Origin of the sequence: Pseudomonas sp. SWRI50, assembly GCF_014269095.1 — a bacterium.
Lineage (GTDB): Bacteria > Pseudomonadota > Gammaproteobacteria > Pseudomonadales > Pseudomonadaceae > Aquipseudomonas > Aquipseudomonas kermanshahensis.
In genome coordinates, this window is sequence record NZ_JABWRW010000007.1 from 202,439 (window position 1) to 227,104 (window position 24,666).

Annotated in this window: 25 protein-coding genes; 17 read left to right on the forward strand and 8 right to left on the reverse strand. The window is 62.7% G+C overall.

All coding sequences use genetic code 11. The annotated features are described in order from the left end of the window. Positions 1-15 precede the first annotated feature (15 nt). The 4 genes from purE to HU750_RS10700 all read left to right on the forward strand — a co-directional run bounded on the left by purE (position 16) and on the right by HU750_RS10700 (position 2,536). A complete protein-coding gene (gene purE, locus HU750_RS10685) occupies positions 16-507 on the forward strand; it encodes a 5-(carboxyamino)imidazole ribonucleotide mutase (protein ID WP_016489856.1) in 492 nt (163 codons plus the stop codon). A gap of 10 nt (positions 508-517) precedes the next feature. Beyond that, positions 518-1,600 carry a 5-(carboxyamino)imidazole ribonucleotide synthase gene (locus HU750_RS10690; protein ID WP_186679366.1) on the forward strand — a complete coding sequence of 361 codons (1,083 nt, stop codon included), beginning with the start codon at positions 518-520 and terminating at the stop codon, positions 1,598-1,600. A 108-nt stretch (positions 1,601-1,708) separates the two neighbouring features. Beyond that, on the forward strand, positions 1,709-1,954 hold the full coding sequence (locus tag HU750_RS10695; protein WP_186679369.1) for a GlsB/YeaQ/YmgE family stress response membrane protein: 246 nt from the start codon (positions 1,709-1,711) through the stop codon (positions 1,952-1,954). Between the two features lie 48 nt (positions 1,955-2,002). Beyond that, entirely contained in the window at positions 2,003-2,536 is a 534-nt protein-coding gene (locus HU750_RS10700) for a DUF3299 domain-containing protein (protein WP_412765760.1), read from the forward strand. Between the two features lie 95 nt (positions 2,537-2,631). On the opposite strand, the gene HU750_RS10705 is transcribed toward HU750_RS10700, so the two are convergent. Together HU750_RS10705 and HU750_RS10710 are read right to left on the reverse strand one after the other, a co-directional pair. Further along, positions 2,632-3,528 carry a D-hexose-6-phosphate mutarotase gene (locus tag HU750_RS10705; protein WP_186679377.1) on the reverse strand — a complete coding sequence of 299 codons (897 nt, stop codon included), beginning with the start codon at positions 3,526-3,528 and terminating at the stop codon, positions 2,632-2,634. Between the two features lie 72 nt (positions 3,529-3,600). Next, on the reverse strand, positions 3,601-3,999 hold the full coding sequence (locus HU750_RS10710; RefSeq protein ID WP_003253317.1) for an acyl-CoA thioesterase: 399 nt from the start codon (positions 3,997-3,999) through the stop codon (positions 3,601-3,603). Positions 4,000-4,355: 356 nt separating this feature from the next. On the opposite strand from HU750_RS10710, the gene HU750_RS10715 reads away from it, so the two are divergent. The 8 genes from HU750_RS10715 to HU750_RS10750 all read left to right on the forward strand — a co-directional run bounded on the left by HU750_RS10715 (position 4,356) and on the right by HU750_RS10750 (position 14,932). Further along, positions 4,356-5,645 (forward strand): MFS transporter, encoded by a 1,290-nt coding sequence (locus tag HU750_RS10715; RefSeq protein WP_027592124.1) that lies wholly within the window; start codon positions 4,356-4,358, stop codon positions 5,643-5,645. Between the two features lie 212 nt (positions 5,646-5,857). Beyond that, entirely contained in the window at positions 5,858-6,856 is a 999-nt protein-coding gene (locus HU750_RS10720) for a phosphate ABC transporter substrate-binding protein PstS (RefSeq protein WP_027592125.1), read from the forward strand. A 139-nt stretch (positions 6,857-6,995) separates the two neighbouring features. Beyond that, positions 6,996-9,284: an ABC transporter permease family protein gene (locus HU750_RS10725; protein WP_085272157.1), complete on the forward strand. Its 2,289-nt coding sequence runs from the start codon at positions 6,996-6,998 to the stop codon at positions 9,282-9,284. Between the two features lie 17 nt (positions 9,285-9,301). Further along, entirely contained in the window at positions 9,302-10,972 is a 1,671-nt protein-coding gene (gene pstA, locus HU750_RS10730; protein WP_027592127.1) for a phosphate ABC transporter permease PstA, read from the forward strand. 72 nt (positions 10,973-11,044) lie between these two features. Then, positions 11,045-11,878, forward strand: a complete 834-nt coding sequence (gene pstB / locus HU750_RS10735; protein ID WP_027592128.1) for a phosphate ABC transporter ATP-binding protein PstB — start codon at positions 11,045-11,047, stop codon at positions 11,876-11,878. Positions 11,879-11,972: 94 nt separating this feature from the next. Further along, on the forward strand, positions 11,973-12,743 hold the full coding sequence (phoU, locus tag HU750_RS10740; protein WP_186679380.1) for a phosphate signaling complex protein PhoU: 771 nt from the start codon (positions 11,973-11,975) through the stop codon (positions 12,741-12,743). A gap of 165 nt (positions 12,744-12,908) precedes the next feature. Continuing rightward, positions 12,909-13,799, forward strand: a complete 891-nt coding sequence (locus HU750_RS10745; protein WP_186679382.1) for a response regulator — start codon at positions 12,909-12,911, stop codon at positions 13,797-13,799. Positions 13,800-14,035: 236 nt separating this feature from the next. Continuing rightward, positions 14,036-14,932, forward strand: coding sequence for a M23 family metallopeptidase (locus tag HU750_RS10750; protein WP_186679386.1), 897 nt, complete (start codon positions 14,036-14,038; stop codon positions 14,930-14,932). Between the two features lie 16 nt (positions 14,933-14,948). Here the strand turns inward: HU750_RS10750 and HU750_RS10755 are convergent, their stop codons facing one another. From HU750_RS10755 to phoB, 3 genes are all read right to left on the reverse strand, one after another. Then, positions 14,949-16,289, reverse strand: coding sequence for a hemolysin family protein (locus HU750_RS10755; RefSeq protein ID WP_027592132.1), 1,341 nt, complete (start codon positions 16,287-16,289; stop codon positions 14,949-14,951). 139 nt (positions 16,290-16,428) lie between these two features. Then, the gene (phoR, locus tag HU750_RS10760; protein ID WP_186679390.1) at positions 16,429-17,736 is read right to left on the reverse strand and encodes a phosphate regulon sensor histidine kinase PhoR; all 1,308 of its coding nucleotides are present in this window, start codon (positions 17,734-17,736) and stop codon (positions 16,429-16,431) included. A gap of 45 nt (positions 17,737-17,781) precedes the next feature. After that, positions 17,782-18,471: a phosphate regulon transcriptional regulator PhoB gene (gene phoB / locus HU750_RS10765; protein WP_003253341.1), complete on the reverse strand. Its 690-nt coding sequence runs from the start codon at positions 18,469-18,471 to the stop codon at positions 17,782-17,784. A 172-nt stretch (positions 18,472-18,643) separates the two neighbouring features. On the opposite strand from phoB, the gene HU750_RS10770 reads away from it, so the two are divergent. Next, positions 18,644-19,012, forward strand: a complete 369-nt coding sequence (locus tag HU750_RS10770; RefSeq protein ID WP_186679393.1) for a COG4315 family predicted lipoprotein — start codon at positions 18,644-18,646, stop codon at positions 19,010-19,012. A 105-nt stretch (positions 19,013-19,117) separates the two neighbouring features. Here HU750_RS10770 and ubiA read toward each other — a convergent pair whose 3' ends face one another. Then, complete coding sequence (gene ubiA / locus HU750_RS10775) at positions 19,118-20,008, reverse strand: 4-hydroxybenzoate octaprenyltransferase (protein WP_186679396.1); 891 nt, start codon at positions 20,006-20,008, stop codon at positions 19,118-19,120. After that, complete coding sequence (locus tag HU750_RS10780; protein WP_027592136.1) at positions 20,008-20,565, reverse strand: chorismate--pyruvate lyase family protein; 558 nt, start codon at positions 20,563-20,565, stop codon at positions 20,008-20,010. Before HU750_RS10780 ends, ubiA begins: the two co-directional genes overlap by 1 nt. Positions 20,566-20,734: 169 nt before the next feature. On the opposite strand from HU750_RS10780, the gene HU750_RS10785 reads away from it, so the two are divergent. The 4 genes from HU750_RS10785 (at position 20,735) to HU750_RS10800 (ending at position 23,095) form a co-directional block, all read left to right on the forward strand. Further along, positions 20,735-20,902, forward strand: a complete 168-nt coding sequence (locus HU750_RS10785) for a rubredoxin (RefSeq protein ID WP_027592137.1) — start codon at positions 20,735-20,737, stop codon at positions 20,900-20,902. A 34-nt stretch (positions 20,903-20,936) separates the two neighbouring features. Continuing rightward, positions 20,937-22,085: an NAD(P)/FAD-dependent oxidoreductase gene (locus tag HU750_RS10790; RefSeq protein ID WP_186679399.1), complete on the forward strand. Its 1,149-nt coding sequence runs from the start codon at positions 20,937-20,939 to the stop codon at positions 22,083-22,085. A gap of 188 nt (positions 22,086-22,273) precedes the next feature. Beyond that, positions 22,274-22,573, forward strand: coding sequence for an HU family DNA-binding protein (locus HU750_RS10795; protein ID WP_027592139.1), 300 nt, complete (start codon positions 22,274-22,276; stop codon positions 22,571-22,573). Positions 22,574-22,720: 147 nt separating this feature from the next. After that, positions 22,721-23,095, forward strand: coding sequence for a helicase (locus HU750_RS10800; RefSeq protein ID WP_027592140.1), 375 nt, complete (start codon positions 22,721-22,723; stop codon positions 23,093-23,095). 131 nt (positions 23,096-23,226) lie between these two features. Here the strand turns inward: HU750_RS10800 and HU750_RS10805 are convergent, their stop codons facing one another. Then, positions 23,227-24,630 carry an aminoacyl-tRNA deacylase and HDOD domain-containing protein gene (locus tag HU750_RS10805; RefSeq protein WP_186679410.1) on the reverse strand — a complete coding sequence of 468 codons (1,404 nt, stop codon included), beginning with the start codon at positions 24,628-24,630 and terminating at the stop codon, positions 23,227-23,229. Positions 24,631-24,666 lie beyond the last annotated feature (36 nt).

The window sequence follows — 24,666 nt, forward strand, 5'->3', positions numbered from 1 at the left end:
CGAAGAGGCTCGACGATGAGTGCACTGGTTGGCGTGATCATGGGCTCCAAGTCCGATTGGTCCACCCTTAGCCACACCGCCGATATGCTGGAAAAACTCGGCATTCCCTACGAAGTGAAGGTGGTTTCCGCCCACCGCACCCCGGATCTGCTGTTCCAGTATGCCGAAGAGGCCGAAGGCCGTGGCATCGAGGTGATCATCGCCGGTGCCGGTGGCGCAGCCCACCTGCCAGGCATGTGCGCCGCCAAGACCCACCTGCCGGTGCTGGGCGTGCCGGTGCAGTCGTCGATGCTGTCGGGTGTCGATTCGCTGCTGTCGATCGTGCAGATGCCGGCGGGCGTTCCGGTCGCGACCCTGGCCATCGGCCGGGCGGGCGCGATCAACGCTGCATTGCTGTCGGCGAGCATCCTGGGCGCCAAGTACCCGCAGTACCACGCGGCGCTCAAGCAGTTCCGCACGGAACAGACCGACACCGTGCTGGACAATCCAGACCCGCGCCAGGCTTGAGGCTGACCCCATGAAGATCGGTGTAATCGGTGGCGGCCAGCTCGGCCGCATGCTGGCCCTGGCGGGTACTCCGCTGGGCATGAACTTCGCGTTCCTCGACCCGGCTGCAGATGCCTGCGCCGCCCCTCTGGGCGAGCACCTGCGCGCCGACTACGGTGACCAGGACCATCTGCGCCAGCTGGCCGACGAAGTCGACCTGGTGACCTTCGAGTTCGAAAGCGTCCCGGCCGAAACCGTGGCCTTCCTCTCGCAGTTCGTCCCGGTCTACCCAAGCGCCGAAGCGCTGCGTATTGCCCGCGACCGCCTGTTCGAGAAGAGCATGTTCCGCGACCTGGGTATTCCGACCCCGGCCTTCGCCGACATCCTCTCCCAGGCAGACCTGGATGCCGCGGTCGCCAGCATCGGCCTGCCAGCCGTGCTCAAGACCCGCACCCTGGGCTACGACGGCAAGGGCCAGAAGGTCCTGCGCAGTGCTGAAGACGTGGTCGACACCTTCGCCGAGCTGGGCAGCGTGCCGTGCCTGCTGGAAGGCTTCGTGCCGTTCACTGGCGAAGTCTCGCTGGTGGCCGTCCGTGCCCGCGATGGCGAAACCCGCTTCTATCCGTTGGTGCACAACACCCACGAGAGCGGCATCCTGCGTCTGTCGGTGGCCAGCGAAGCGCACCCGCTGCAAGGCCTGGCCGAAGACTACGTCGGCCGTGTGCTGAAGCAGCTGGACTATGTCGGCGTGATGGCGTTCGAGTTCTTCGAAGTCGACGGTGGCCTCAAGGCCAACGAAATCGCCCCGCGTGTGCACAACTCCGGGCACTGGACCATCGAAGGCGCCGAGTGCAGCCAGTTCGAGAACCACCTGCGCGCTGTCGCCGGCCTGCCGCTGGGCTCGACCGCCAAGGTCGGTGAAAGCGCCATGCTCAACTTCATCGGTGAAGTACCTGCGGTGGATAAAGTGGTCGCTATCGAAGACTGCCACCTGCACCACTATGGCAAGGCCTTCAAGGTCGGGCGCAAGGTTGGCCATGCCACCCTGCGTTGCCAGGACATGGCCATCCTCAAGCGCAAGATTGCCGAAGTAGAGGCGCTGATCAGCAACTGATCGGGCTGTAAATCGAACTTCTGCAAGCGGCTTGCCCTCTGAACATGGCAACAGGCCAAAGCCCGTCTAGGCTTTGGCTTGTTCCATCTTCACTGCAGAGGGATTGCCATGGGCATCATTGGAACCATCTTCATCGGCCTCATCGTTGGCCTGCTGGCCCGCTTCATCAAGCCGGGCGACGACAGCATGGGCTGGATCATGACCATCCTGCTGGGTATTGCCGGCTCCTTGATCGCCACCTACGGCGGTCAGGCACTGGGCATTTATCAGGCTGGGCAGGCCGCAGGGTTCTTCGGCGCGCTGGTCGGTGCCGTCGTCCTTCTGGTGATCTACGGATTAATCAAGAAACGCTGAATACCGTTTAGAATGCTCGGCAATTCATCCGAGTTGCCGAGCATTTTCATGCGTGCCTTATTTCTCATCCCCTTGCTTCTGGCCAGCACCCTGGCCCGTGCCGAGCTGCCCGAAACCGACTGGCTGGAGCTGATGCCCAAGTCGGACCAGAAGGCCCTTGAGCAAATGCCCGAAATCGACCACAACTCGCCGGAGGCCATGGGCACCTTCACCGACAAGGGCGGCCTCAAGCAGAGCAAAGGGTTGCCGGCGGTGATGTATTCGACCAAGACCGTGCCCGCCATGAACGGCAAGCAGATTCGCTTGGGCGGTTACCCGGTACCGCTGGAGAGCGATGCCAAGGGCAACAGCACACTATTTTTCCTGGTGCCATACCCGGGCGCCTGCATCCACGTGCCGCCACCGCCACCGAACCAGTTGGTGCTGGTGCGCTACCCGAAGGGGCTGAAAATCGACGACATCTACACGCCGCTGTGGGTTAGCGGGGCGTTGAAGGTGGAGAAGGTCAGCAACGACCTGGCGGATGCGGCCTATGCGCTGGATGCGCAGAAGGTGAGGGTGGTGGAGGACGCCGACCTCTGAGTGGGGCTGTGCTGGCCTCTTCGCGGGGCAAGCCCGCTCCCATCCTGTGGGAGCGGGCTTGCCCCGCGAAGAGGCCGGTAAAATCAACGCAAGGCTCAGATCGCTTCACTGCCGATACTGACGCTCAGCGAGCAACTCGTCCCAGGCCTCAGCGTCACCACGTCATCCCACACATTCGCTGTCTCGATGCAAAGCATCCGCTGCCAGCCATCTTCCGCCATGTCCGGCAGCTCCCGCGCCCGCTCGGTCCAAGGGTTCCAAATCACCGCCGAGCGCGAGCCACTGCTGGTCAGGGTAATCCGCCGCGCCCAGTGCGGGTCGACAATGCTCAGGGTTTGCGGGGTAGCCAGGTAGATCCGGTCAGTCTCCCCGGCAAATGCCAGCGCACCTTGCTGCTGGCGCTGCTCCCAGTCGGCCAAGGTCTCGATGTAGCTCAACCCGTCCACACCCTCGACCCGCGCCTGGCGCACGTCGCTGACGGCAAAGTAGCTGTGCAGGGCCTGGCTGATGGTAACGGGGGTATTGCCCATGTTGCGGCTGGTCAGGTTCAGCTTCAACGCCTCATCCAGCTCCACCACCAGCTTCAGCTCGACGTCTTGAGGCCAGCCGGGCAGGTCGCCCCGCGCTTCAGGCAATGCGAATTCGATGCGCAGGCCGTTGCCCGCTTTCTCAATACCCAGCAGCTGCCAGTCTCGCGAGCGCGCCAGCCCGTGGGCAGGCGCCTGCTCGTCGTGGTACATGGCCTGAACAGCCTGGGGGTTGCGCTGCAGGTTGCCAAACCACGGCCAGCACACCGGTACCCCGGCGCGCACGGATTTGCCCTGGCGGAAAATGGCCTGGTCGCTCAGCCACAGCAGCGGCGGTTCGCCCACACGCTGGTAGCTGAGGATCTGCGCGCCCTGCTGGGCGATCAGTAGTTCGGCATGCTCGCTGGTGATGCGCCAGCAATTGAGTTCGCCGTGTTGCTCGGTGTCGACCTTGAAAGTAGCCATTGCACTCGTCTCATTGATTGCCCTGTGGGCCTTGGACCCGGGCACGTGCAATGAGTTTACCGCCGGCGTGGCTCAGCGACGAGGCACAGAGCGGGTGCGGCCACTGCCGTCGATGGCGACGAAGACGAATACCGCTTCGGTCACCTTGCGCCACTCACTGGACAGCGGGTCGTCGCTCCACACTTCGACCATCATCTGGATCGAGCTGCGGCCGATTTCCAGGGTCTGGGTATAGAACGACAGCTGGGCACCCACGGCGACCGGCACCAGGAAGGCCATGCGATCGATGGCCACCGTGGCCACACGGCCACCCGCGACACGGCTGGCCATAGCAGTGCCGGCCAAATCCATCTGGGCGACCAGCCAGCCGCCAAAGATGTCACCAAAGCCGTTGGTCTCACGAGGGAGTGCGGTGATTTGCAAGGCCAGGTCGCCTTGCGGGATTGGATCTTCTTGTTCGAGCTCAATCATGCGATGGGGCCTCTGACCCGTGACGCTTTCGTTGGTGTGGCGCAAAGGCCGGGTAAACGATTCAGCTGGAAACATACTACGCCGATTTCGTTTCACTGGGCGGCCGTAGGGAAACTCTGCGAAACCGCCTGACATGCAGACCGGCGTTTTCGCACAACATCCCACGCTAGGAGCAACCTTTTCCTACGAACTGCCAGTATATAGAGCATAACGGCCAGCGACGACCGCGCATTCATGAATATCTGTATGGTTTTTGTATCGCTTTCGGCGCGCCTCGGCAATTTGCTATCTTCGCTCGTCTACCAATCCAGAAGTCGCGCGCCAAGCGACCTGCATGACCTACAAGAGAAAGATCGATGACCTCCGTGCCGAGCAGTATCGAGCAGCCTTCACGGCCGCTGACCCGCAGCGACTACAAGACCCTTTCACTGTCCGCCCTGGGCGGTGCACTGGAGTTCTACGACTTCATCATCTTCGTGTTCTTCGCTACGGTGGTCGGCAAGCTGTTCTTCCCTGCCGACATGCCGGAATGGCTGCGCTTGATGCAGACTTTCGGCATCTTTGCCGCCGGCTACCTGGCGCGGCCGCTGGGCGGCATCGTCATGGCGCACTTCGGTGACCTGCTCGGGCGCAAGAAGATGTTCACCCTGAGCATCTTCATGATGGCGCTGCCCACCCTGATCATGGGCCTGCTGCCGACCTACGCGCAGATTGGCCTGTGGGCACCTGTTTTGCTGCTGCTGATGCGCGTCATTCAGGGCGCGGCGATTGGTGGCGAAGTGCCTGGCGCCTGGGTGTTCGTCTCTGAGCACGTACCAGCGCGCAATACCGGCTACGCCTGCGGCACGCTGACCGCCGGCCTGACCTCGGGCATTTTGCTCGGCTCGCTGGTCGCGACCCTGATCAACAGCATTTATACCCCAGGTGAAGTTGCCGATTACGCCTGGCGTATACCGTTCTTGCTGGGGGGTGTGTTCGGCCTGTTCTCGGTGTACCTGCGCCGCTGGCTGCACGAAACCCCAGTGTTCGCCGAGATGCAGCAGCGCAAGGCCCTGGCCGAAGAGCTGCCGCTGCGTGCCGTGCTGCGTGATCACCGTGGCGCGATCATTTTGTCGATGCTGCTGACCTGGCTGCTGTCGGCTGGCATCGTGGTGGTGATCCTGATGACCCCGGCGCTGCTGCAGAGCTTCTACCAAATCAGCCCGACCGACTCGCTCAAGGCCAACAGCCTGGCCATTGTGCTGCTCAGCCTCGGCTGCATCGGTGCCGGTAGCCTGGCCGACCGCATCGGCGCTGGGCGTGTGTTCATCGTCGGCAGCCTGCTGTTGCTGGCCAGCTCCTGGACCTTCTACCACAGCCTGCCGACCCGCCCCGACCTGCTGTTCCCGTTGTATGCGCTGACCGGCCTGTGCGTCGGTATCGTCGGCGCCGTGCCCTATGTGATGGTCAAGGCCTTCCCACCGGTGGTGCGTTTCAGCGGCTTGTCGTTCTCTTACAACGTCGCCTACGCCATCTTCGGCGGGCTGACGCCGATGGTGGTGACCGCGCTGTTGAAGGTCAGCCCAATGGCGCCGGCCTATTATGTGGCGGGGCTGTGTGCTGTCGGGCTGGCCGTAGGCGTTTATCTGTTCGCCAATAAGCGCTGATCGGCTTGCATCAATTGCCTCCCTCATTGGGGTAGGCGAAGAGCCTGAGCGGTTACCCCGCGCCTCTGCAACATCTTGAAAAGGCCATCCCCGGCACCGGGTGATGGCCTTTCATCCAATTGTCACATTGAAGTCATATCGTATTCATGCGGCCTGCAGATACTTGGGCCCGATCCATCCAACACCCCCAATATTCCTGCTAGGAGCAAGGCATGAAACTGAAGCGTTTGATGGCGGCCCTTACCTTCGCCGCCGCTGGCGTTGCAACCGCCAATGCGGTAGCCGCTGTCGACCCAGCAATCCCGACCTACACCAAGACCACCGGTGTTTCGGGCAACCTCTCCAGCGTCGGTTCGGACACCCTCGCCAACCTGATGACCCTGTGGGCCGAGGCCTACAAGAAGGAATATCCGAACGTAAACATCCAGATCCAGGCCGCCGGCTCCTCCACCGCGCCACCCGCGCTGACCGAAGGCACCGCCAACCTGGGCCCGATGAGCCGCAAGATGAAGGACGTCGAGCTGCAGGCCTTCGAGCAGAAGTACGGCTACAAGCCGACCGCCATCCCGGTCGCCGTTGACGCCCTGGCTGTATTCGTCCACAAGGACAACCCGATCAAGGGCCTGACCATGGCTCAGGTCGATGCAATCTTCTCGTCCACCCGCCTGTGCGGCGCCAAGGCCGATGTCAAAACCTGGGGCGACCTGGGCGTGACCGGCGACCTGGCCAACAAGCCAGTGCAGCTGTTCGGCCGTAACTCGGTATCGGGCACCTACGGCTACTTCAAGGAAGAAGCCCTGTGCAAAGGCGACTTCAAGCCTAACGTCAACGAACAGCCTGGCTCGGCTTCGGTCGTGCAGTCGATCAGCTCCTCGCTGAACGGCATTGGCTACTCGGGCATCGGCTACAAGACCGCTAGCGTCAAGACCGTAGCCCTGGCCAAGAAAGAAGGCGGCGAGTTCATCGAAGACAACGAAGAAAACGCCCTGAACGGCAAGTACCCGCTGTCCCGCTTCCTGTACGTCTACGTCAACAAGGCCCCGAACAAGCCTCTGGCCCCGCTGGACGCCGAGTTCATCAAGCTGGTGCTGTCGCAAGCTGGCCAGCAGGTCGTGGTGAAGGATGGCTACATCCCGCTGCCGGCCAAAGTGGTCGACAAGACCCTGGCTGACCTGGGCCTGTCCCACGCTGGTAACGTCGCAAAGAAGTAAGTAACTGAGGAATCGGCCGGTGCCTAAGCCCGGCCGCTTCCACGAATTCTCAGTCCGAAGCCAGAACCCCTGAGCGTCGGGCTTTCTTGCGTCACTGCATTGTCATGTTTTTGTCATACGGGACCGCTAGGGTGTGCGCATGAATGATCTGGCCAACTCCACCATGACCCAAAATTCCCAACCCGTGCGGATTGACTTCAATACGCCCGAGTTGCAACGCAAGCGCCGCATGCGTGCGCTCAAGGACCGCCTGACTCGCTGGTATGTACTGGTGGGCGGGCTTGCCGTATTGGCGGCAATTACCCTGATTTTCTTCTACCTGGCCTACGTGGTGCTGCCGCTGTTCCAGGGCGCTGAGCTGACCAGCAAGAAGGCCCTGGAGCCGACCTGGCTGCAACAGGATGTCGGCAAGCCGCTGATGATCGCGCTTGAAGAGCAGAACCTGGTGGGCATGCGGGTTTCCGACAAGGGGCAGGCACTGTTCTTCGACACCAAGACCGGTGCCGAGCTGCAGCGCGTCGACCTGCCGCTGCCGGCCGGTACCCAGGTGAGCTCCATCAGCACCGATCAGCCGGGTAGCCCGCTGGTTGTGCTGGGTCTGTCCAATGGTCAGGCGTTGGTGTTCCACCACACCTACAAGATCACCTACCCGGACAACAAAAAGACCATCACCCCAGGCATCGACTACCCCTACGGCAAGGACGCGTTCGTGCTTGACGACCAGGGCCGCCCTCTGGAGCACGTGAGCGTCAACGTCAACGGCGAAACCCTGCTGCTGGCAGGTTCCACCGGTTCGCACCTGCAGGTCACCCAACTGACCCGCGAAGAGAACATGATGACCGGCGAGGTCACCAGCGAGCAGAACCGTATCGACCTGCCGCAGATGACCGAGCCGGTCAAGGCCATTTACGTCGACCCGCGCCAGCAATGGCTGTACGTGGTCAACGGCCGTGCCACCGCCGACGTCTTCAGCCTGCGTGACAAGAGCCTCAACGGCCGCTACAAGCTGCTGGAAGATGGCAATGCCGAGATCACGGCCAGTGGCCAGTTGGTGGGCGGTATCTCGCTGATCTTCGGTGACTCCAAAGGTGGCTTGAACCAGTGGTTCATGGCCCGCGATCCCGATGGCGAGTCGCGCTTCAAGTTGATCCGCAGCTTCCAGATGGGCAACGCGCCGATCGTCCAGATCGATGCCGAAGAGCGCCGCAAGGGCTTCATCGCCCTGGACGCCGAAGGCAAGCTTGGTGTATTCCACAGCACCGCGCACCGCACCCTGCTGGTCGAGCCGGCTGCAGAAGGCGCGGGTATCCTGGCCCTGTCGCCGCGTGCCAACCGCATCATCATCGAGGAAGGCGGCAAGCTGCTGCCGCTGAGCCTGAAGAACCCGCACCCGGAAGTCTCCTTCAGCGCGCTGTGGGGCAAGGTCTGGTACGAGAACTATGACGAGCCCAAGTACGTCTGGCAGTCGACTGCGTCGAACACCGACTTCGAGCCCAAGCTGAGCCTGTCGCCGCTGACCTTCGGTACCCTGAAGGCTGCGTTCTACGCGATGATCCTGGCCGCCCCGCTGGCCATTGCCGCCGCCATCTACACCGCCTACTTCATGGCCCCTGGCATGCGCCGCAAGGTCAAGCCGGTGATCGAGCTGATGGAAGCGATGCCGACGGTGATCCTCGGCTTCTTCGCCGGCCTGTTCCTCGCGCCGTACCTCGAAGGCCACTTGCCGGGTGTGTTCAGCCTGTTCGTACTGATGCCGTTCGGCATCCTGCTGGCCGGTTTCGTCTGGAGCCGCCTGCCGGAGTCGATCCGCCTGCGCGTGCCGGATGGCTGGGAAGCGGCGATCCTGATCCCCGTGATCCTGTTCACCGGCTGGTTCGCCCTGACCATGAGCCCTTACCTGGAGACCTGGTTCTTCGGCGGCGACATGCGCCTGTGGATCACCAACGACCTGGGCATCACCTACGACCAGCGCAACGCCCTGGTAGTTGGTATCGCCATGGGCTTCGCGGTTATCCCGAACATCTACTCGATTGCCGAAGACGCCGTGTTCAGCGTGCCGCGCAGCCTGACCCTGGGCTCCCTGGCCCTGGGTGCGACGCCGTGGCAGACCCTGACCCGCGTGGTCATCCTCACCGCCAGCCCGGGTATCTTCTCGGCGCTGATGATCGGCATGGGCCGTGCGGTGGGCGAGACCATGATCGTGCTCATGGCCACCGGCAACACCCCGGTGATGGAGATGAACCTGTTCGAAGGCATGCGCACCCTGGCCGCCAACGTGGCGGTAGAAATGCCGGAGTCGGAAGTCGGTGGCAGCCACTATCGCGTGCTGTTCCTGGCGGCCCTCGTGCTGCTGATGTTCACCTTCATCATGAACACCTTGGCCGAGCTGATTCGCCAGCGTCTGCGCAAGAAATACTCGTCGCTTTGATAGAAAGGTAGAGATCCGTGAAAAAGGATTCCCTCAAAGGCTGGTTCAAGAGCGGCGCCCCAGGCGTCTGGATCAGCGGTGGCGCGGTTGCCATGGCGGTGATCATGACCATCGGCCTGCTGTCGGTCATCGCCGTGCGAGGCCTGGGCCACTTCTGGCCGGCCGACCTGGTCCAGGCCACCTACAAGGTGCCTGGCCAGGCTGATCACATCGTCGTCGGCGAAGTGGTGCAAAAAGAAGAAGTGCCCCGTGCACGCCTGAAGGGTGCCGGCTTGCCGGTACCTGAGCAGGGCCCGGAATTCATGACCCGTGAGCTGATCAAGGTCGGTAACCGCGACCTCAACGGCAGCGACTTCACTTGGGTGGTGGGCGACTGGCTGGTCGATGAGCAACGCCCGGTCGACCTGATGGCGCTGGAACGCCGCGAGTGGGGCAACTTCTACGGCTACCTGGTCAGCGTCAAGGAAGAAGGCCGCGTGGTCGCCGAAGGCCCTGCTGCCTGGAACGAACTGCAGGCCCGCCTCAAGCGCGCCAACCAGCTCAATGGCGAATTGCAGCAACTCGAGAAAAAAGACATCGGTGCCATCAACCATGGCCTCGAACGCCTGCGCCTGCATAGCCGCAAGCTGGAGCTGGAGGGCAAGCTCGACGCCGCTGCCCAGGCCGACATGGACGCCGAGCGTGCCGAGCTGAACAGCCGCTACAAGGCCATCGAAGACCGCCTCAGCGGCCTGCACCAGGCCTTCTCCCGCGACAGCCTGGTGGCACGTGATGCCAACGGCCGCGAAGTGGAGATCAACCTGAGCAAGGTGGTGCACGCTATCCAGCCGAACGGCATGTCCGGGCTGACCAAGATGGGCACTTACTTCGCCAAGGTCTGGGAGTTCCTCAGCGACGACCCGCGTGAAGCCAACACCGAGGGCGGCATCTTCCCGGCCATCTTCGGTACCGTGATGATGACCCTGATCATGGCCGTGATCGTGACCCCGTTCGGCGTGCTGGCTGCAGTCTACCTGCGCGAATACGCCAAGCAGGGCCCGGTGACGCGCCTGATCCGCATCGCGGTGAACAACCTGGCGGGTGTACCGGCGATCGTCTACGGCGTGTTCGGCCTGGGCTTCTTCGTCTATGTACTGGGTGGCTCGATCGACCGGCTGTTCTTCCCCGAGTCGCTGCCGGCACCCACCCTGGGTACCCCGGGCCTGCTGTGGGCCTCGCTGACCCTGGCGCTGCTGGCGGTACCGGTGGTGATCGTGGCCACCGAAGAAGGCCTGGCGCGGATTCCACGCACCGTGCGCGAGGGCTCGCTGGCCCTGGGCGCGACCAAGGCCGAGACCCTGTGGAAAATCGTCCTGCCGATGGCCAGCCCGGCCATGATGACCGGCATGATCCTCGCCGTGGCCCGCGCCGCCGGTGAAGTGGCGCCGCTGATGCTGGTGGGTGTGGTGAAGCTGGCGCCGTCGTTGCCACTGGATGGCAACTACCCGTACCTGCACCTGGACCAGAAGATCATGCACCTGGGCTTCCACATCTATGACGTCGGCTTCCAGAGCCCTAACGTCGAGGCCGCGCGCCCGCTGGTGTACGCCACCGCGCTGCTGCTGGTGCTGGTGATCGCCACCCTCAACCTCTCGGCGGTGTGGATCCGTAACCACCTGCGCGAGAAGTACAAGGCGCTGGACCACTGATCCTGATTACAAGCGTGCCGCCTGCAAGCCGGGCGGCCCTTTGAAACGAATTGATAGCGTATGGAGTTGACCATGCAGCACGAATCCCATACCCACGGCATCGACATGTCTGCCCTGGGCCGCGACAAGCAGAGCCTGCGCCTGGCCGAAGAGACCGTGGCCATCGAAGTACCGGGCCTGAGCCTGTTCTACGGCGACAAGCAAGCCTTGTTCGACGTCAGCATGAATATCCCCAAGCAGCGCGTGACCGCCTTCATCGGCCCGTCCGGCTGCGGCAAGTCGACCCTCCTGCGTACCTTCAACCGCATGAACGACCTGGTTGACGGTTGCCGCGTGGAGGGCGCCATCAACCTGTATGGCACCAATATCTACCGCAAGGGCGAAGACGTGGCCGAGCTGCGCCGCCGTGTGGGCATGGTGTTCCAGAAGCCGAACCCGTTCCCCAAGACCATCTATGAGAACGTCGTCTACGGCCTGCGCATCCAGGGCATCAACAAGAAGCGCACCCTCGACGAAGCCGTCGAATGGGCACTGAAGGGCGCCGCCCTGTGGGATGAGGTCAAAGACCGCCTGCACGATTCGGCCCTGGGCCTGTCGGGTGGCCAGCAGCAACGTCTGGTCATTGCCCGCACCATCGCCGTGGAGCCAGAAGTATTGCTGCTCGACGAACCGTGCTCGGCACTGGACCCGATCTCGACGCTGAAGGTCGAAGAGCTGATCTACGAATTGAAATCCAAGTACACCATCGTCATCGTGACCCACAACATGCAACAGGCGGCGCGCGTCTCGGACTACACCGCCTTCATGTACATGGGCAAACTGGTCGAATTCGGGGACACCGATACCCTGTTCACCAACCCGGCGAAGAAGCAGACCGAAGACTACATCACCGGTCGCTATGGCTAGTCGGTCTGCCAGCCGCAGGCCTGGGGCCAAGGGATAACACGAACGACTTGAAGCTTGCGGCTTGAGGCTTGCAGCTTTTTCGCGGAGCGAAACGATGATCAACAAAGAAAGCCTTACGCATCACATCTCCCAGCAGTTCAACGCCGAGCTTGAAGAGGTGCGCAGCCACCTCCTGGCCATGGGCGGCCTGGTCGAGAAACAGGTCAACGACGCGGTAACCGCGCTGATCGAGGCCGATTCGGGCCTGGCCCAGCAGGTGCGCGAGGTCGATGAGCAGATCAACCAGATGGAGCGCAACATCGACGAGGAGTGCGTCCGCATCCTCGCCCGCCGCCAGCCAGCGGCGTCCGACCTGCGCCTGATCATCAGCATCTCCAAGTCGGTGATCGACCTGGAACGCATCGGTGACGAGTCGACCAAGATCGCCCGTCGCGCCATCCAGCTGTGCGAAGAAGGCGAGTCGCCACGCGGCTACGTCGAGGTGCGCCACATCGGCGACCAGGTGCGCAACATGGTGCGCGACGCGCTGGACGCCTTTGCCCGCTTCGATGCCGACCTGGCGTTGTCGGTGGCGCAGTACGACAAGACCATCGACCGCGAGTACAAGACCGCACTGCGCGAGCTGGTGACCTACATGATGGAAGACCCGCGTTCGATTTCGCGGGTGCTGAGCGTCATCTGGGCCTTGCGTTCGCTGGAGCGTATCGGCGACCACGCCCGCAACATTTCCGAGCTGGTGATTTACCTGGTGCGCGGCACCGACGTCCGCCACATGGGCCTCAAGCGCATGAAGGCGGAAGTGCAGGGCACCAGCGACGATGAGGCCGAAAGCGCTAATGTTCCGGGCCAAGCGGACGATAAATAGTATTGCTCCCGAGCCTCAACGCCCGGCTTAGGCCGGGCGTTTTCGTTTGCGGTCGAGCAGCCATCAGGCACCCGCGAACGGTGTGAAGAAGTCCCGCTCCACGCGCAGTTGTGGCAAGTAGCCATCACTTGCCGGTAGGCTAGTCGGGATTCAAGAGGAGTATCGATGAGTAAAGTCAATGTGCTGGTCGTGGATGACGCCCCGTTCATCCGCGATCTGGTCAGGAAGTGCCTGCGCAATGCCTTTCCGGGCATGGTCATCGACGATGCGGTCAACGGTCGCAAGGCCATGGCCATGTTGGGCAAGGAGCCGTTCGACCTGGTCCTGTGTGACTGGGAAATGCCTGAGATGTCGGGCCTGGAGCTGCTCAGCTGGTGCCGTCAGCAGCCCGCGTTGAAGAGCCTGCAGTTCATCATGGTGACCAGCCGTGGTGACAAGGAGAACGTGATCCAGGCCATTCAGGCCGGTGTGTCCGATTTTGTCGGCAAGCCGTTCACCAACGAGCAGTTGCTGACCAAGGTAAAGAAAGCCCTGACCAAGATCGGCAAACTCGACAGCCTGATGGCCACTGGGCCTGCGCGGGCGAATTCGGCGTTTGCCAACGATTCGCTGAGCGCGCTGACGGGCGGCAAGCCTGAAGCCGTCAAGGTCGCGGCGCCTGCTGCCGCGCCGGCCAAGCCGTTGATCAATGCACCGGCACCGCCTACGGCTGCACCCAGTGGCCGTGGCCAAGGCCAGCTGCGCCTGTCTAGCGGCACACAGCCGTGCGTGATCAAGGCGTTGAGCCTGAAAGAGGCGCTGCTGGTGGTGCGCCGTAGCGAAGCGCTGCCGCAGGTGCTGGAGGGCGCGGTACTGGACCTGGAGCAAGGCGAAAACGCCGAAGTCGCGCGCCTGAACGGTTACCTGCATGCCGTTGCGGCGCTGGAGCCCAAGCCAGACAGTGACTGGCTGCAGCTGACCTTCAAGTTCGTCGATCAGGATGCGCAGAAGCTCGACTACCTGTCGCGGCTGATTGCCCGCGGCACGGCGCAGAAGCACTTCACGCCCGGCGCCTGATCCACGCTGCCCCTTTGTAGGAGCGGCCTTGCGTCGCGAAAGGGCTGCGCAGCAGCCCCACGATTTCGACGTTGACGCAGATATTGCTGGGGCCGCTTTGCGGCCCTTTCGCGACGCAAGGCCGCTCCTACAAGGGATCGTATTTGGCGCGGAATAACCATCCGACCAACTGTCATATCCCCCGCCAAACCGGCTGCTAGGCTTCGACAGATCACAACTGTCAAAAAGCCACTATCATGCCCGCCCGCCTGCTGCTGTTCTGTGCATTGCTCATGGCCTCGGCGTCGAGCCTGGGCGTGACCCTCTACCCGATTACCGATGCCAACGGTGTGGGTACCTATACCGACCGGCCAGGCCCCGGGGCCAAGCCGATCGAGCTGCATGAATCCATGGTCGAGCGGCAGGAAAGCCAGGTGCGGCTCAACGCGATCGTGTTCCAGGGCGGCGTGAGCTTTTCTGCGCGCAATGAATCGCATGTGCCGGTGCAGGTCGAATTGCACCTGGACAAGCTGATCAACGCCCAAGGCGGCAATGCGCCGCGGATCGTGCGCAGGGTGCTGCCAGGGCGTTCAACCCAGATGCTCAGCGTGCTGCGAGGCCGCCCTGGGACGTTGCTGGGCTATCGCTCGACGCTGCTGCAGGCAATGGGCGACCCGGGGCTGCGGCCTCAGGGTTATCGGTACGCCTTCCCCTGGCTGGGCGGGCCGTTTCGGGTGACGCAGGGGCCCAACGGGCGCTTCAGCCATTTTGGCCCCAAGGGGCGCTATGCCATGGATATCGCCATGCCTGAGGGCACGACCATCATTGCGGCCCGGGAAGGGGTGGTGGTGAATGTCGAGAACAGCCAGACCGGGCGTGGCAGCAACCCGTCGGGCAATTTTGTCAGGGTCCTGCACGCCGACGGCACCATGGGCGTGTACCTGCACCTGATGCGCGGTTCGGTTGTAGTGGCTGAGGGGCAGCGGGTGAAGCAGGGGCAGATGCTGGCCAAGTCCGGCAACACCGGCAACAGCACTGGCCCGCACCTGCATTTTGTGGTGCAGCGCAACGTAGGGTTGGCGCTGGAGTCGATACCCTATCAGTTCGACAGGCCGATCAGTGGGCTGCCCGACTTTACGGCGGGCAACCCCTGAACGAGGGGCCGTAAGGTCAATCCAGCTTCAGCACCTTGGCCAGCACGATCTTCGGCCCTTTCATCTTCTTGATGATGATGCGCAGGCCTTCAACCTCAAGCACTTCTTCCTCTTCGGGGACGCGTTTGAGCGTTTCATACACCAGCCCAGCCAGGGTCTCCGCCTCGATGTGGTCCAGGTCGATGCCCAGCAGGCGCTCGACCTTGAACAGCGGCGTGTCACCGCGCACCAGCAGCTTGCCCGGCTGGTAGGCGAGGATGCCGCGCTCGGTCTTGCGGTGTTCATCCTGGATATCGCCGACCAGTACTTCCAGCACGTCTTCCATGGTCAGGTAGCCGATTACCTTGCCATCGGCTTCCTCGACCAGCACGAAATGCGCGCCGCCCTTGCGGAACTGCTCCAGCAACTGCGACAGCGGCATATGCCGGGAAACCCGCTCCAGCGGCCGGGCCAGGTCTTCGAGGTCGATGGTTTCGGGCAGGTGGTCGAGTTCGGCCAACTCCAGCAACAGGTCCTTGATGTGCAGCAACCCGGTGAACTCTTCGCGCTCGGCGTCGTAGACCGGGTAACGGCTGAACTTGTGGCGGCGCAGCAGGGCCAGGATCTGCTTGAGCGGCGCGTGCGCGTCGATGCTGACCATGTCCTCGCGGGAGTTAGCCCAGTCGACCACTTCCAGCTCGCCCATTTCCACTGCCGAGGCCAGCACGCGCATGCCCTGGTCGCTCGGGTCTTGGCCACGGCTGGAGTGCAGGATCAGCTTGAGCTCTTCGCGGCTGTAGTGATGCTCATGGTGCGGGCCAGGCTCACCTTGGCCAGCAATGCGCAGGATGGTGTTGGCGCTGGCATTGAGCAGGTAGATGGCCGGGTACATCGCCCAGTAGAACAGATACAGCGGCACCGCGGTCCACAGCGACAGCAGCTCGGGCTTGCGGATCGCCCAGGACTTGGGCGCCAGCTCACCGACCACGATGTGCAGGTAAGAGATGACGAAGAAGGCGACGAAGAACGAAATGCCCTTGATCAGCTCTGGCGTGTCCACGCCCATGTAGGCCAGTAGCGGCTCCAGCAGGTGGGCGAACGCCGGCTCGCCGACCCAGCCCAGGCCCAGGGAGGCGAGGGTGATGCCCAGCTGGCAGGCGGACAGGTAGGCGTCGAGCTGGTTGTGCACCTTGCGCAGGATGCTGCCACGCCAGCCGTGCAGTTCGGCGATGGAATCGACGCGGGTTGAGCGCAGCTTGACCATGGCGAACTCGGCGGCAACGAAAAAGCCGTTGAGCAGCACCAGGAGCAAGGCAAAGATGATCATGCCGAAATCGGCGAATAACGAGGTGAGGCTGATACCAGGGGAAGGGTCCATGATGGAGTTTTTACGGGGTCCGTCTTTGGGGAATGGAGAAAAAAAGTGCCAGCACAGGCTGGCACAGGGGGTCCAATGTAGCGGTTGAAACCGCAAAAGCAAAGGGTGATGGTCTTGATGGGGTTGCGGTGCAGCCTTCTCAACCCTTGCCGTTGGCCAATTGTGCCGGCGCAAAGTGACAGGTAAAGGTGCTGCCATGCCCCGGCACGCTGCTGATCTCCAGGCGCCCGCGATGGCGCAGCAGCACATGCTTGACGATCGCCAGGCCCAACCCGGTGCCCCCGGTATTGGACGCCCGGCTGGAGTCGACGCGGTAGAAGCGCTCGGTCAGCCGTGGCAAATGCTTGGCATCGATGCCGATACCCGAATCCTGCACGCTGAGGTGCGCACCCTGGTCATCGGCCCACCAGCGGATGCGAATGCTGCCCTCGTCCGGGGTGTACTTGACCGCGTTGAACACCAGGTTGGAGAACGCACTGCGTAGCTCTGCCTCGCTGCCCTTGAGGCTGACGCCGGGTGCGGCTTCCAGGCTGATGCGCTGGTTACGTGGGCCGGACAGCGCCTGGGCATCGCCCTTGATCGACTGCAGCAGGGCATCGACGGGCACGGGCAAGTTGTCGGAGGGGTAGTCGGTGGCCTCCAGCTTGGCCAGCAACAGCAAGTCATTGAGCAGGGTCTGCATGCGTGAGCCTTGCTGGCTCATCTGCTGCAGGGCCCGGGTCCAGCGCGGGTTCACGTCCTCGACGTTGTCGAGCAAGGTTTCCAGGTAGCCGGTAATCACCGTCAGCGGCGTACGCAACTCATGGGAAACGTTGGCGACGAAGTCTTTGCGCATCTGTTCGAGCTGATGGATGCGGGTGACATCGCGCACCAGCATCAGGTGCTCATTATTGCCGTAGCGGGTGATGTGCAGTTGCACACGCATCCGGTCATTGATCGGCGAAGGGATTTCCAACGGTTCGACGTAGTTCTCCGCCTCGAAATATTCCTTGAAGCGAGGGTGGCGCACCAGGTTGGTCACCTGCTGGCCGCCGTCCTGCGGGGTCTTGAAGCCCAGCAGGGTTTCGGCGGCGCGGTTCCACCATTCCAGGTTGCCGTCGCTGTCGAGCATGATCACCGCGTCGCGCAGCGCGGCAGTGGACTCCTGCACCCGGTCGATCACCGCCTGCAGGCGGCCGCGTACGCGTTGGTCGCGACGTTGCAGGTGGTAGATGCTGTCGAACACTTCGCCCCACAGGCCGTAGCCGTCTGGCGGGGCCTCGTCGGGTTGATGGTTGCGCAGCCAGTCATGCAGGCGCAGCAGCTGCTTGAGGGTCCAACCCAGGTAAAGGGCCAGGCCGATGGCCAGGCTCCAGCCGTAATAACCGCTGACCAGCCCACCGAGCAGGCAGACAGAGATCAGCAGCAGCAGGTGGCGAATCAGGGTCGCGTGCCAGTTCTGGTTCAATTGCCGGTCCTTGTACAACGTCGTGCAGCCAGGCGTGCAGGCGTGTCAGCTCTTGGTCGAGAAACGGTAGCCAGTGCCGCGGACGGTTTGTACCAGATTTTCGTAGGCTTCACCCAGCGCCTTGCGCAAGCGGCGGATGTGCACGTCGACAGTACGCTCCTCGACATAGACGTTGCCGCCCCAAACCTGGTCCAGCAACTGGCCACGGGTGTAGGCGCGCTCTTGGTGGGTCATGAAGAACTGCAGCAGGCGGTATTCGGTGGGGCCCATCTCGGCCGGTTTGCCGTCGATGGTCACGCGGTGGCTGATCGGGTCAAGCAGCAGGCCACCGACTTCGATCGGCGCCTCGCTGTCGCTCGGGCCGGTGCGACGCAGCACGGCTTTCAGGCGGGCGACCAGCTCGCGGGGCGAGAAGGGTTTGGTGATGTAGTCATCGGCGCCCACTTCCAGGCCTTGGATCTTGTTGTCCTCTTCACCTTTGGCGGTGAGCATGATGATCGGGATGTCCCCGGTCAGCTCGTCACGCTTCAGGCGGCGGGCCAGTTCGATGCCCGAGGTGCCCGGCAGCATCCAGTCGAGCAGGATCAGGTCAGGCTTGCGGTCGACGATGATCGCGTGTGCCTGTTGCGAGTTCTCCGCTTCCAGGCAGTCGTAGCCGGCCATTTCCAATGCAACGGCGATCATCTCGCGAATAGGCGCTTCGTCGTCGACGATCAGAATGTTCCTGCCAACCATGCTCAAAACCTCTCCTGGAAAATCGTGTCTGGCCCGCATTAGATAACGGAATTATTGCAGCTGTGTGACAGAGCATTGGCTGTTCTGGCGACATTCCATGACTGAACTAGGCTTGAAAGGGCCGCTGCGGCGGCTATCAGAACTCATTTCCCCGGAAACAATGGTGAATCCAATGACACGACATACGCTGAGCTGGATGGCCCTTCTTGCTGCGCTGGCACTCCCGGGGGTGGCCTCGGCCGACCATGAGATGGTGAAGAACGGCATGCTGGTCGACCATGCCGGCATGACGTTGTACACCTTTGACAAAGACGCTGGGGGCAAGTCGATGTGCAATGGCGATTGCGCAAAGAATTGGCCGCCGTTGACGGCTAAAGCGAGTGAAAAGGCAGAGGGCAAGTGGACGCAGATCAAGCGTGACGATGGCACGATGCAATGGGCCTATGACGGCAAGCCGCTGTACACCTTCGTCAAGGACAAGAAGGCTGGCGATACCACCGGTGACGGCATGAAAGACGTCTGGCACGTGGCCAAGCCGTGAGATAGCCGGGGCCGCTGTGCGGCCCTATCGCCGGCAAGCCGGCTCCCACAGGGGCAGCAGCTATGCAAACTCTGTGGCGGCTTGCCGGCGATAGGGCCGGAAAAGTCAGCGCAGTGCGTAATCCAGCACGACCCCAATGAACACCAGCAACCCCGCCCAGTGATTGTGCAGAAACGCCTTGAAGCACGACTCGCGGTCCAGCTTGCGCGTCGACCAGAACTCCCAGGCAAAGCACAACGCCGCCCCCAGCAGCCCCAGGTGGAACCAGCCGCCCAGCTCGAAGCGGCTGCCGGCCAACAGCAGGCAAGCCAACGACAGCAACTGCAAGGTCAGGATGATCACCCGATCGGCTTCGCCAAACAGAATGGCCGTCGATTTCACGCCGATCTTCAGGTCATCGTCGCGGTCGACCATGGCGTAGTAAGTGTCGTAGCCCACGGTCCACAGCAGGTTGGCGATGTACAGCAGCCAGGCACTGGCCGGCAGCTCGCCCCCGGCAGCGGTGAAGGCCATGGGGATACCCCAGGAATACGCGGCGCCCAGCACCACCTGCGGGTAATAGGTATAGCGCTTCATGAACGGGTAGCAGAACGCCAAGGCCACGGCGCCGAACGACAGCCAGACGGTCCGGCTGTTGGTGCACAGCACCAGCAGGAAACTCACCCCGACCAGGATCGCGAACAGTGCCAGCGCCTCGCGCGGCTCGACCCGGCCGCTGGCCAAGGGGCGGTCGGCGGTGCGTTTGACGTGGCCATCGACCTTGCGGTCGGCAAAGTCATTGATGCAGCAGCCTGCAGCGCGCATCAGCACCACGCCGAGGCCGAAGATCAGCACGTTGGCCAGGGTCGGTGAACCTTGCCCTGCAATCCACACGGCCGACAGGGTCGGCCACAGCAGCAGGTAGATGCCGATGGGGCGGTCCATGCGGCTGAGCTGGACAAAGTCCCAGGCGCGCGGGTGCACGCGGTTGAGCGACTTGAGCAGTTGCAGGTACATCAGCGGTTTTCCTCCTTGGCCGCTTGCCACAGGGCTGGCAGGAACACCTCGGCTACCAGCAGGTCCAGGCCGTCCCGTTCAAAGCGTGAGCGTCGGCCCCAAAGCGCATCATGGCGGGCCTCGGTCGGTAACCAGGCTTGTGGATAACTGCACACTTGCAGGGGGTGGCGAATGAACGCCTGGTCACAGAACAGCAACTCGCCCAGCGAGCGGCTGCCCAGGGTCTCGAGGTCCAGGCCACCGCGCTCCAGGGCACTGCGGCTGGCCACGCTGCGGGCGAACACCCAGGGCTGGCCGTGGCCACGCAGGTACACCTCGCGCACCCAGCCTTGCGCCCCCGGCGCGATGCCCAGGGCCAGGCATTCGTCATCACGCAGTGGCTGCCAGCCTTCCAGCAGCGGGGTGACGGAGAAATGATCGTGGGACAGGCGGGTCAGGCGGCGGGTCAGCGAGCCCTCGTCGAACAGCCAGTCCAGGGTCGGCTGGTCGATCTCGGTCGCCAGCTGTGAATACGGCAGCCACGCGACAGCGGCTGCTTGCGGGGATTCGTACGACACGTCGGTATGCTTGTTACAGCCAGAGAGGCGGCGAGCTTAGCATGATTGCCTCGACTGCTTGCATACTGCTGGCAGGGCCAGTAAAAAGCCCCCAAAGATTGCGCGGCGGCCCCCTGGCGGGCCATCAGCAGCGACACAAGCCCGAGCCTGAAACGAGGAATCCGTACCGATGAAAAAATGGCAATGTATTGTCTGTGGCCTGATCTATGACGAAGCCGAAGGCTGGCCCGACGACGGCATCGCCCCCGGCACCCGTTGGGAAGACGTGCCTGCAGACTGGCTGTGCCCCGACTGCGGCGTCGGCAAGAGCGACTTCGAAATGATCGCCATCGGCTGATCATCCCCTGTTCCCACCCTGAGGTAAGCACGACATGACGTCCCCCGTAGTCATCATCGGTACTGGCCTGGCCGGCTACAACCTGGCCCGTGAATTTCGCAAGCTCGATGGCGAGACGCCGCTGCTGTTGATTACCGCCGACGATGGTCGTTCCTACTCCAAGCCCATGCTCTCCACGGGTTTTGCCAAGCTCAAGGATGCCGATGGGCTGTGCATGGCCGAGCCTGGCGCGATGGCCGAGCAGCTCAAGGCCGAAATCCGTACCCACACCCGTATCAGCGGCATCGACCCCGGCCACAAGCGCCTGTGGATCGGTGAAGAGGCCGTGGCCTATCGTGACTTGGTGTTGGCCTGGGGCGCCCAGACTGTGCAGGTGCCGATCGAGGGTGACGCTGGCGGGCAGGTCTTCCCGATCAACGACCTGGAGGATTACGCACGCTTTCGCGCCGCCGCTGCCGGTAAGCAGCGCGTGCTGATTCTGGGCGCAGGCCTGATTGGCTGCGAATTCGCCAATGACATGAGCCTGGGCGGGTTCCAGGTCGAGGTGGTGGCCCCGTGCGAGCAGGTGATGCCGACCCTGTTGCACCCAGCCGCCGCCGCTGCCGTGCAGGCCGGGCTAGAAGGCCTTGGCGTGCGCTTCCACCTGGGCCCGGTGCTGACGCGCCTGCAGCAGGTTGCGCAGGGCCTTGAGGCGCACCTGTCCGACGGTAGCGTGATCGCCTGCGACCTGGTGGTTTCAGCCATCGGCTTGCGCCCCCGTACTGATCTTGCCGCCGCTGCTGGCCTGCAGACTAATCGCGGCGTGGTGGTGGACCGGCAGTTGCGCACGTCCCACGCCAATATCTTCGCCCTGGGCGACTGCGCCGAGGTGGACGGCATCAATCTGCTCTATGTGATGCCGCTGATGAGCTGTGCCCGCGCCTTGGCGCAAACCTTGGTCGGTAACCCAACGGCCGTCAGTTACGGGGCGATGCCGATCACCGTGAAGACCCCAGCGTGCCCGCTGGTGGTCTCGCCGCCCCCGCAAGGGCACGACGGCAACTGGCAGGTGGAGGGGCAGGGCAGCGACCTCAAGGTGCTCTGCCACGATGCCGACGGCAAGCTGCTGGGCTATGCCCTGACCGGTGCGGCCGTGATGGAAAAGCTGGCCCTGAATCGTCAGTTACCGCCGGTTATGGCGTAAATAGCGGGCGTTCTGTCGGGTTTATCCTGTTATTGCTCACACAATGGCCGCCCAGATACTGGCGCGGCCTCGGTGGGCGTGCCATTCTCACTCCCGTCTGCCGCAGATTAGAGCCTGCGGTGCCTTGAGCGCTGCTCCCAGAGGCAGCACGGCATAACAACAAAAAATCCCGTCAAAGAGGCTTCACTATGCGCAAACCAGAACTCGCCGCTGTCATCGCCGAAAAGGCCGATCTGACCAAGGAAAAGGCCAACGTGGTGCTGAATGCGATCCTCGACAGCATTACCGGTGCGCTGGACAAGGACACCGTGACCCTGGTCGGTTTCGGCACCTTTGAAAAACGTCACCGTGGTGCGCGTACCGGCAAGAACCCCCAGACCGGCGAGCCGGTGAAGATCAAGGCCAGCAACACCGTAGCCTTCAAGCCTGGCAAGAATCTGCGTGACAGCGTCAACGTGCCGGCCAAGCCAGCCAAGAAAGGCAAGTGATCGAATCCTGACATCCCCAGTGTCGGTTCAGCGGGCGCCCCAGGGCGCCCGTTGTGCTTTCTGTAGGGATATGTTGCGAACTTGCATAAATAGTTCTGGAAGAGGATAAACTGCGCGACTCAGTCATTTTTTATTCGAGGCGCGTTGATGAAGTTCCGCTTTCTTCTCTGGGCCATGGGGCTGTTGATGGCCAGGGCCAGCCGTAACAACCCGGCGTTCAAGCAGCAACTCAAGGACAAGGATCTGGTTTTCCAGATGCAGACCCTGGATGGCAAAATCGCCCGGCACTTCATCGTCAGCGACGAGCGCATCAGCAGCAAAGGTGGTGTGCACCCGCAGCCGGCGTTCGCCATTGCGTTCAAAGATGCCGCTTACGGGTTCGCCACGCTGCAGGCAAGCAACAAGCAGTTGGCCTTCATGCAGGGGATTCAGGACAAGCACATCCAGATCAAGGGCAATCCGGCGTTGGTGATGTGGTTCCAGGGCTTGATGAAGTACCTCAAGCCGAAGAAAAAGCGCTGAGCCTGGCCCTGTAGGAGCAGCCTTGTGCTGCGAAGAGGCCGGTGACTGCAGCGAAGATTTACTGTGTTTTCACCGGCCTCTTCGCAGCGCAAGGCTGCTCCTACAAGGGTTGCGCATTACGCCCCAAGCTATTAGTGCGGGGCGTGAAACTGCGATGCCAGTTCCCGCAGCAGGGTTTCGGCCTCCAGCACCTTGTTCACCACATCCTCGGCCTTCTCCCGAGTCACCCCCAACCGCTCCAGCAGTTCATCGGGTACCTCTTCCTGAGGCCCCGAGCCAATACCGCGCGAACGCAGCAGGCGAGTCGCCAGGCACACCAGGTTGGGGAACGCTGCATAGTCGCCGTCATAAGACGGGTCATGCTGGAAGCGCAGCGCCGTCGAGAGCTCTTCTGGCATGTCCCACAGCTTCATCAACCACGCGCCGATCTGTTCGCGGTTGATGCCCAGCAGGTGCTGTTCCACATAGGTGTGGCACAGGTGCGGGTTGACCTCCAGGTGCCGGCAGATCAGCGAGAAGTGCGGCGGGAACACGTGCGCCAGCAGCAGATAGCCAAAGTTGTGCAGCAGCCCCGCCAGGTACGTCAAGCCGGACTCCGGGCGCTCTGCCCGGGGCATGGCGCGGGTCAGGCCTTCGATGATGGCTGCGGTGTAGATCGACTGCTGCCAATACGGTGTGGCCTGCTGCGGGTGATCCTTGGGCAGGCTCAGGGTCTTGCCCAGGGCCAGCCCCAAAGCCAGGTTGATGACCAGGTCGAAGCCCAGCACGCGCACGATGGCATCTTCCACTGAACGGATCTTGCCTGGTGAGGCGTAGTAGGGCGATGCCGCCCAGCTGACCACCTGCGCAGCCAGCGCAGGGTCGGTCTCGACCACGCCGGTGATGTCATCGATGCTGGCGTTTGGGTCTACCCGCAGCTTGATGATTTTCTGCGCCGTGTCGGCCAACGGCGGGATTTCAATGGTTTCTTCCAGGCGCTTCTGGATACGTCGGGCGGTAAAGGCCTGGACCGCTTGGGTGATTTCGTGGGAGTCGTCATCAGGCCGGTCGAGGTTCGGGCTGATGGCCTTCACCTCCTGGCCAAAGCTGCTGGCGCTGGCCTTGGCGAGCATGCGCTTGAAGTCCGTGCGGTCGATTTCCAGCAGCAGCCCGGCTTCGCCGGACTGAATCAGCACCGTCTCACAGTCGAGCAGGCTTTTTTCGTACTGGCACGGCGAGCTGGTCAACGCCGGAATGCCCGGCAGGCGCTTGAGGTGGTGCTTGTCGAGCATCTGCTTGAGCCGGGGGACCGATACGGCGGTCAGCTTGCGGCCGGTCAGCTCGGTCAGGCGATTCAGGTCAAGCAGCTGGCTCTGCGGGAACAACACCATCAGGGCGCCGACTTCGTCGTCGAGGAGCACCGCCTGCACCCGCGAGGCGGCAGGCAATTGCGCATGCTCGAGCACTTCGCGGTAGGTGACGCCAACCTTATCGAGCAGCAGCCGGATGACAGAGGGCGTGTGTGGGGTTGCGGTGTCCAGGGCAACTTCAGTCATGGTCCGTATCCACTAATTCTTTTAAACGCGAAGTAT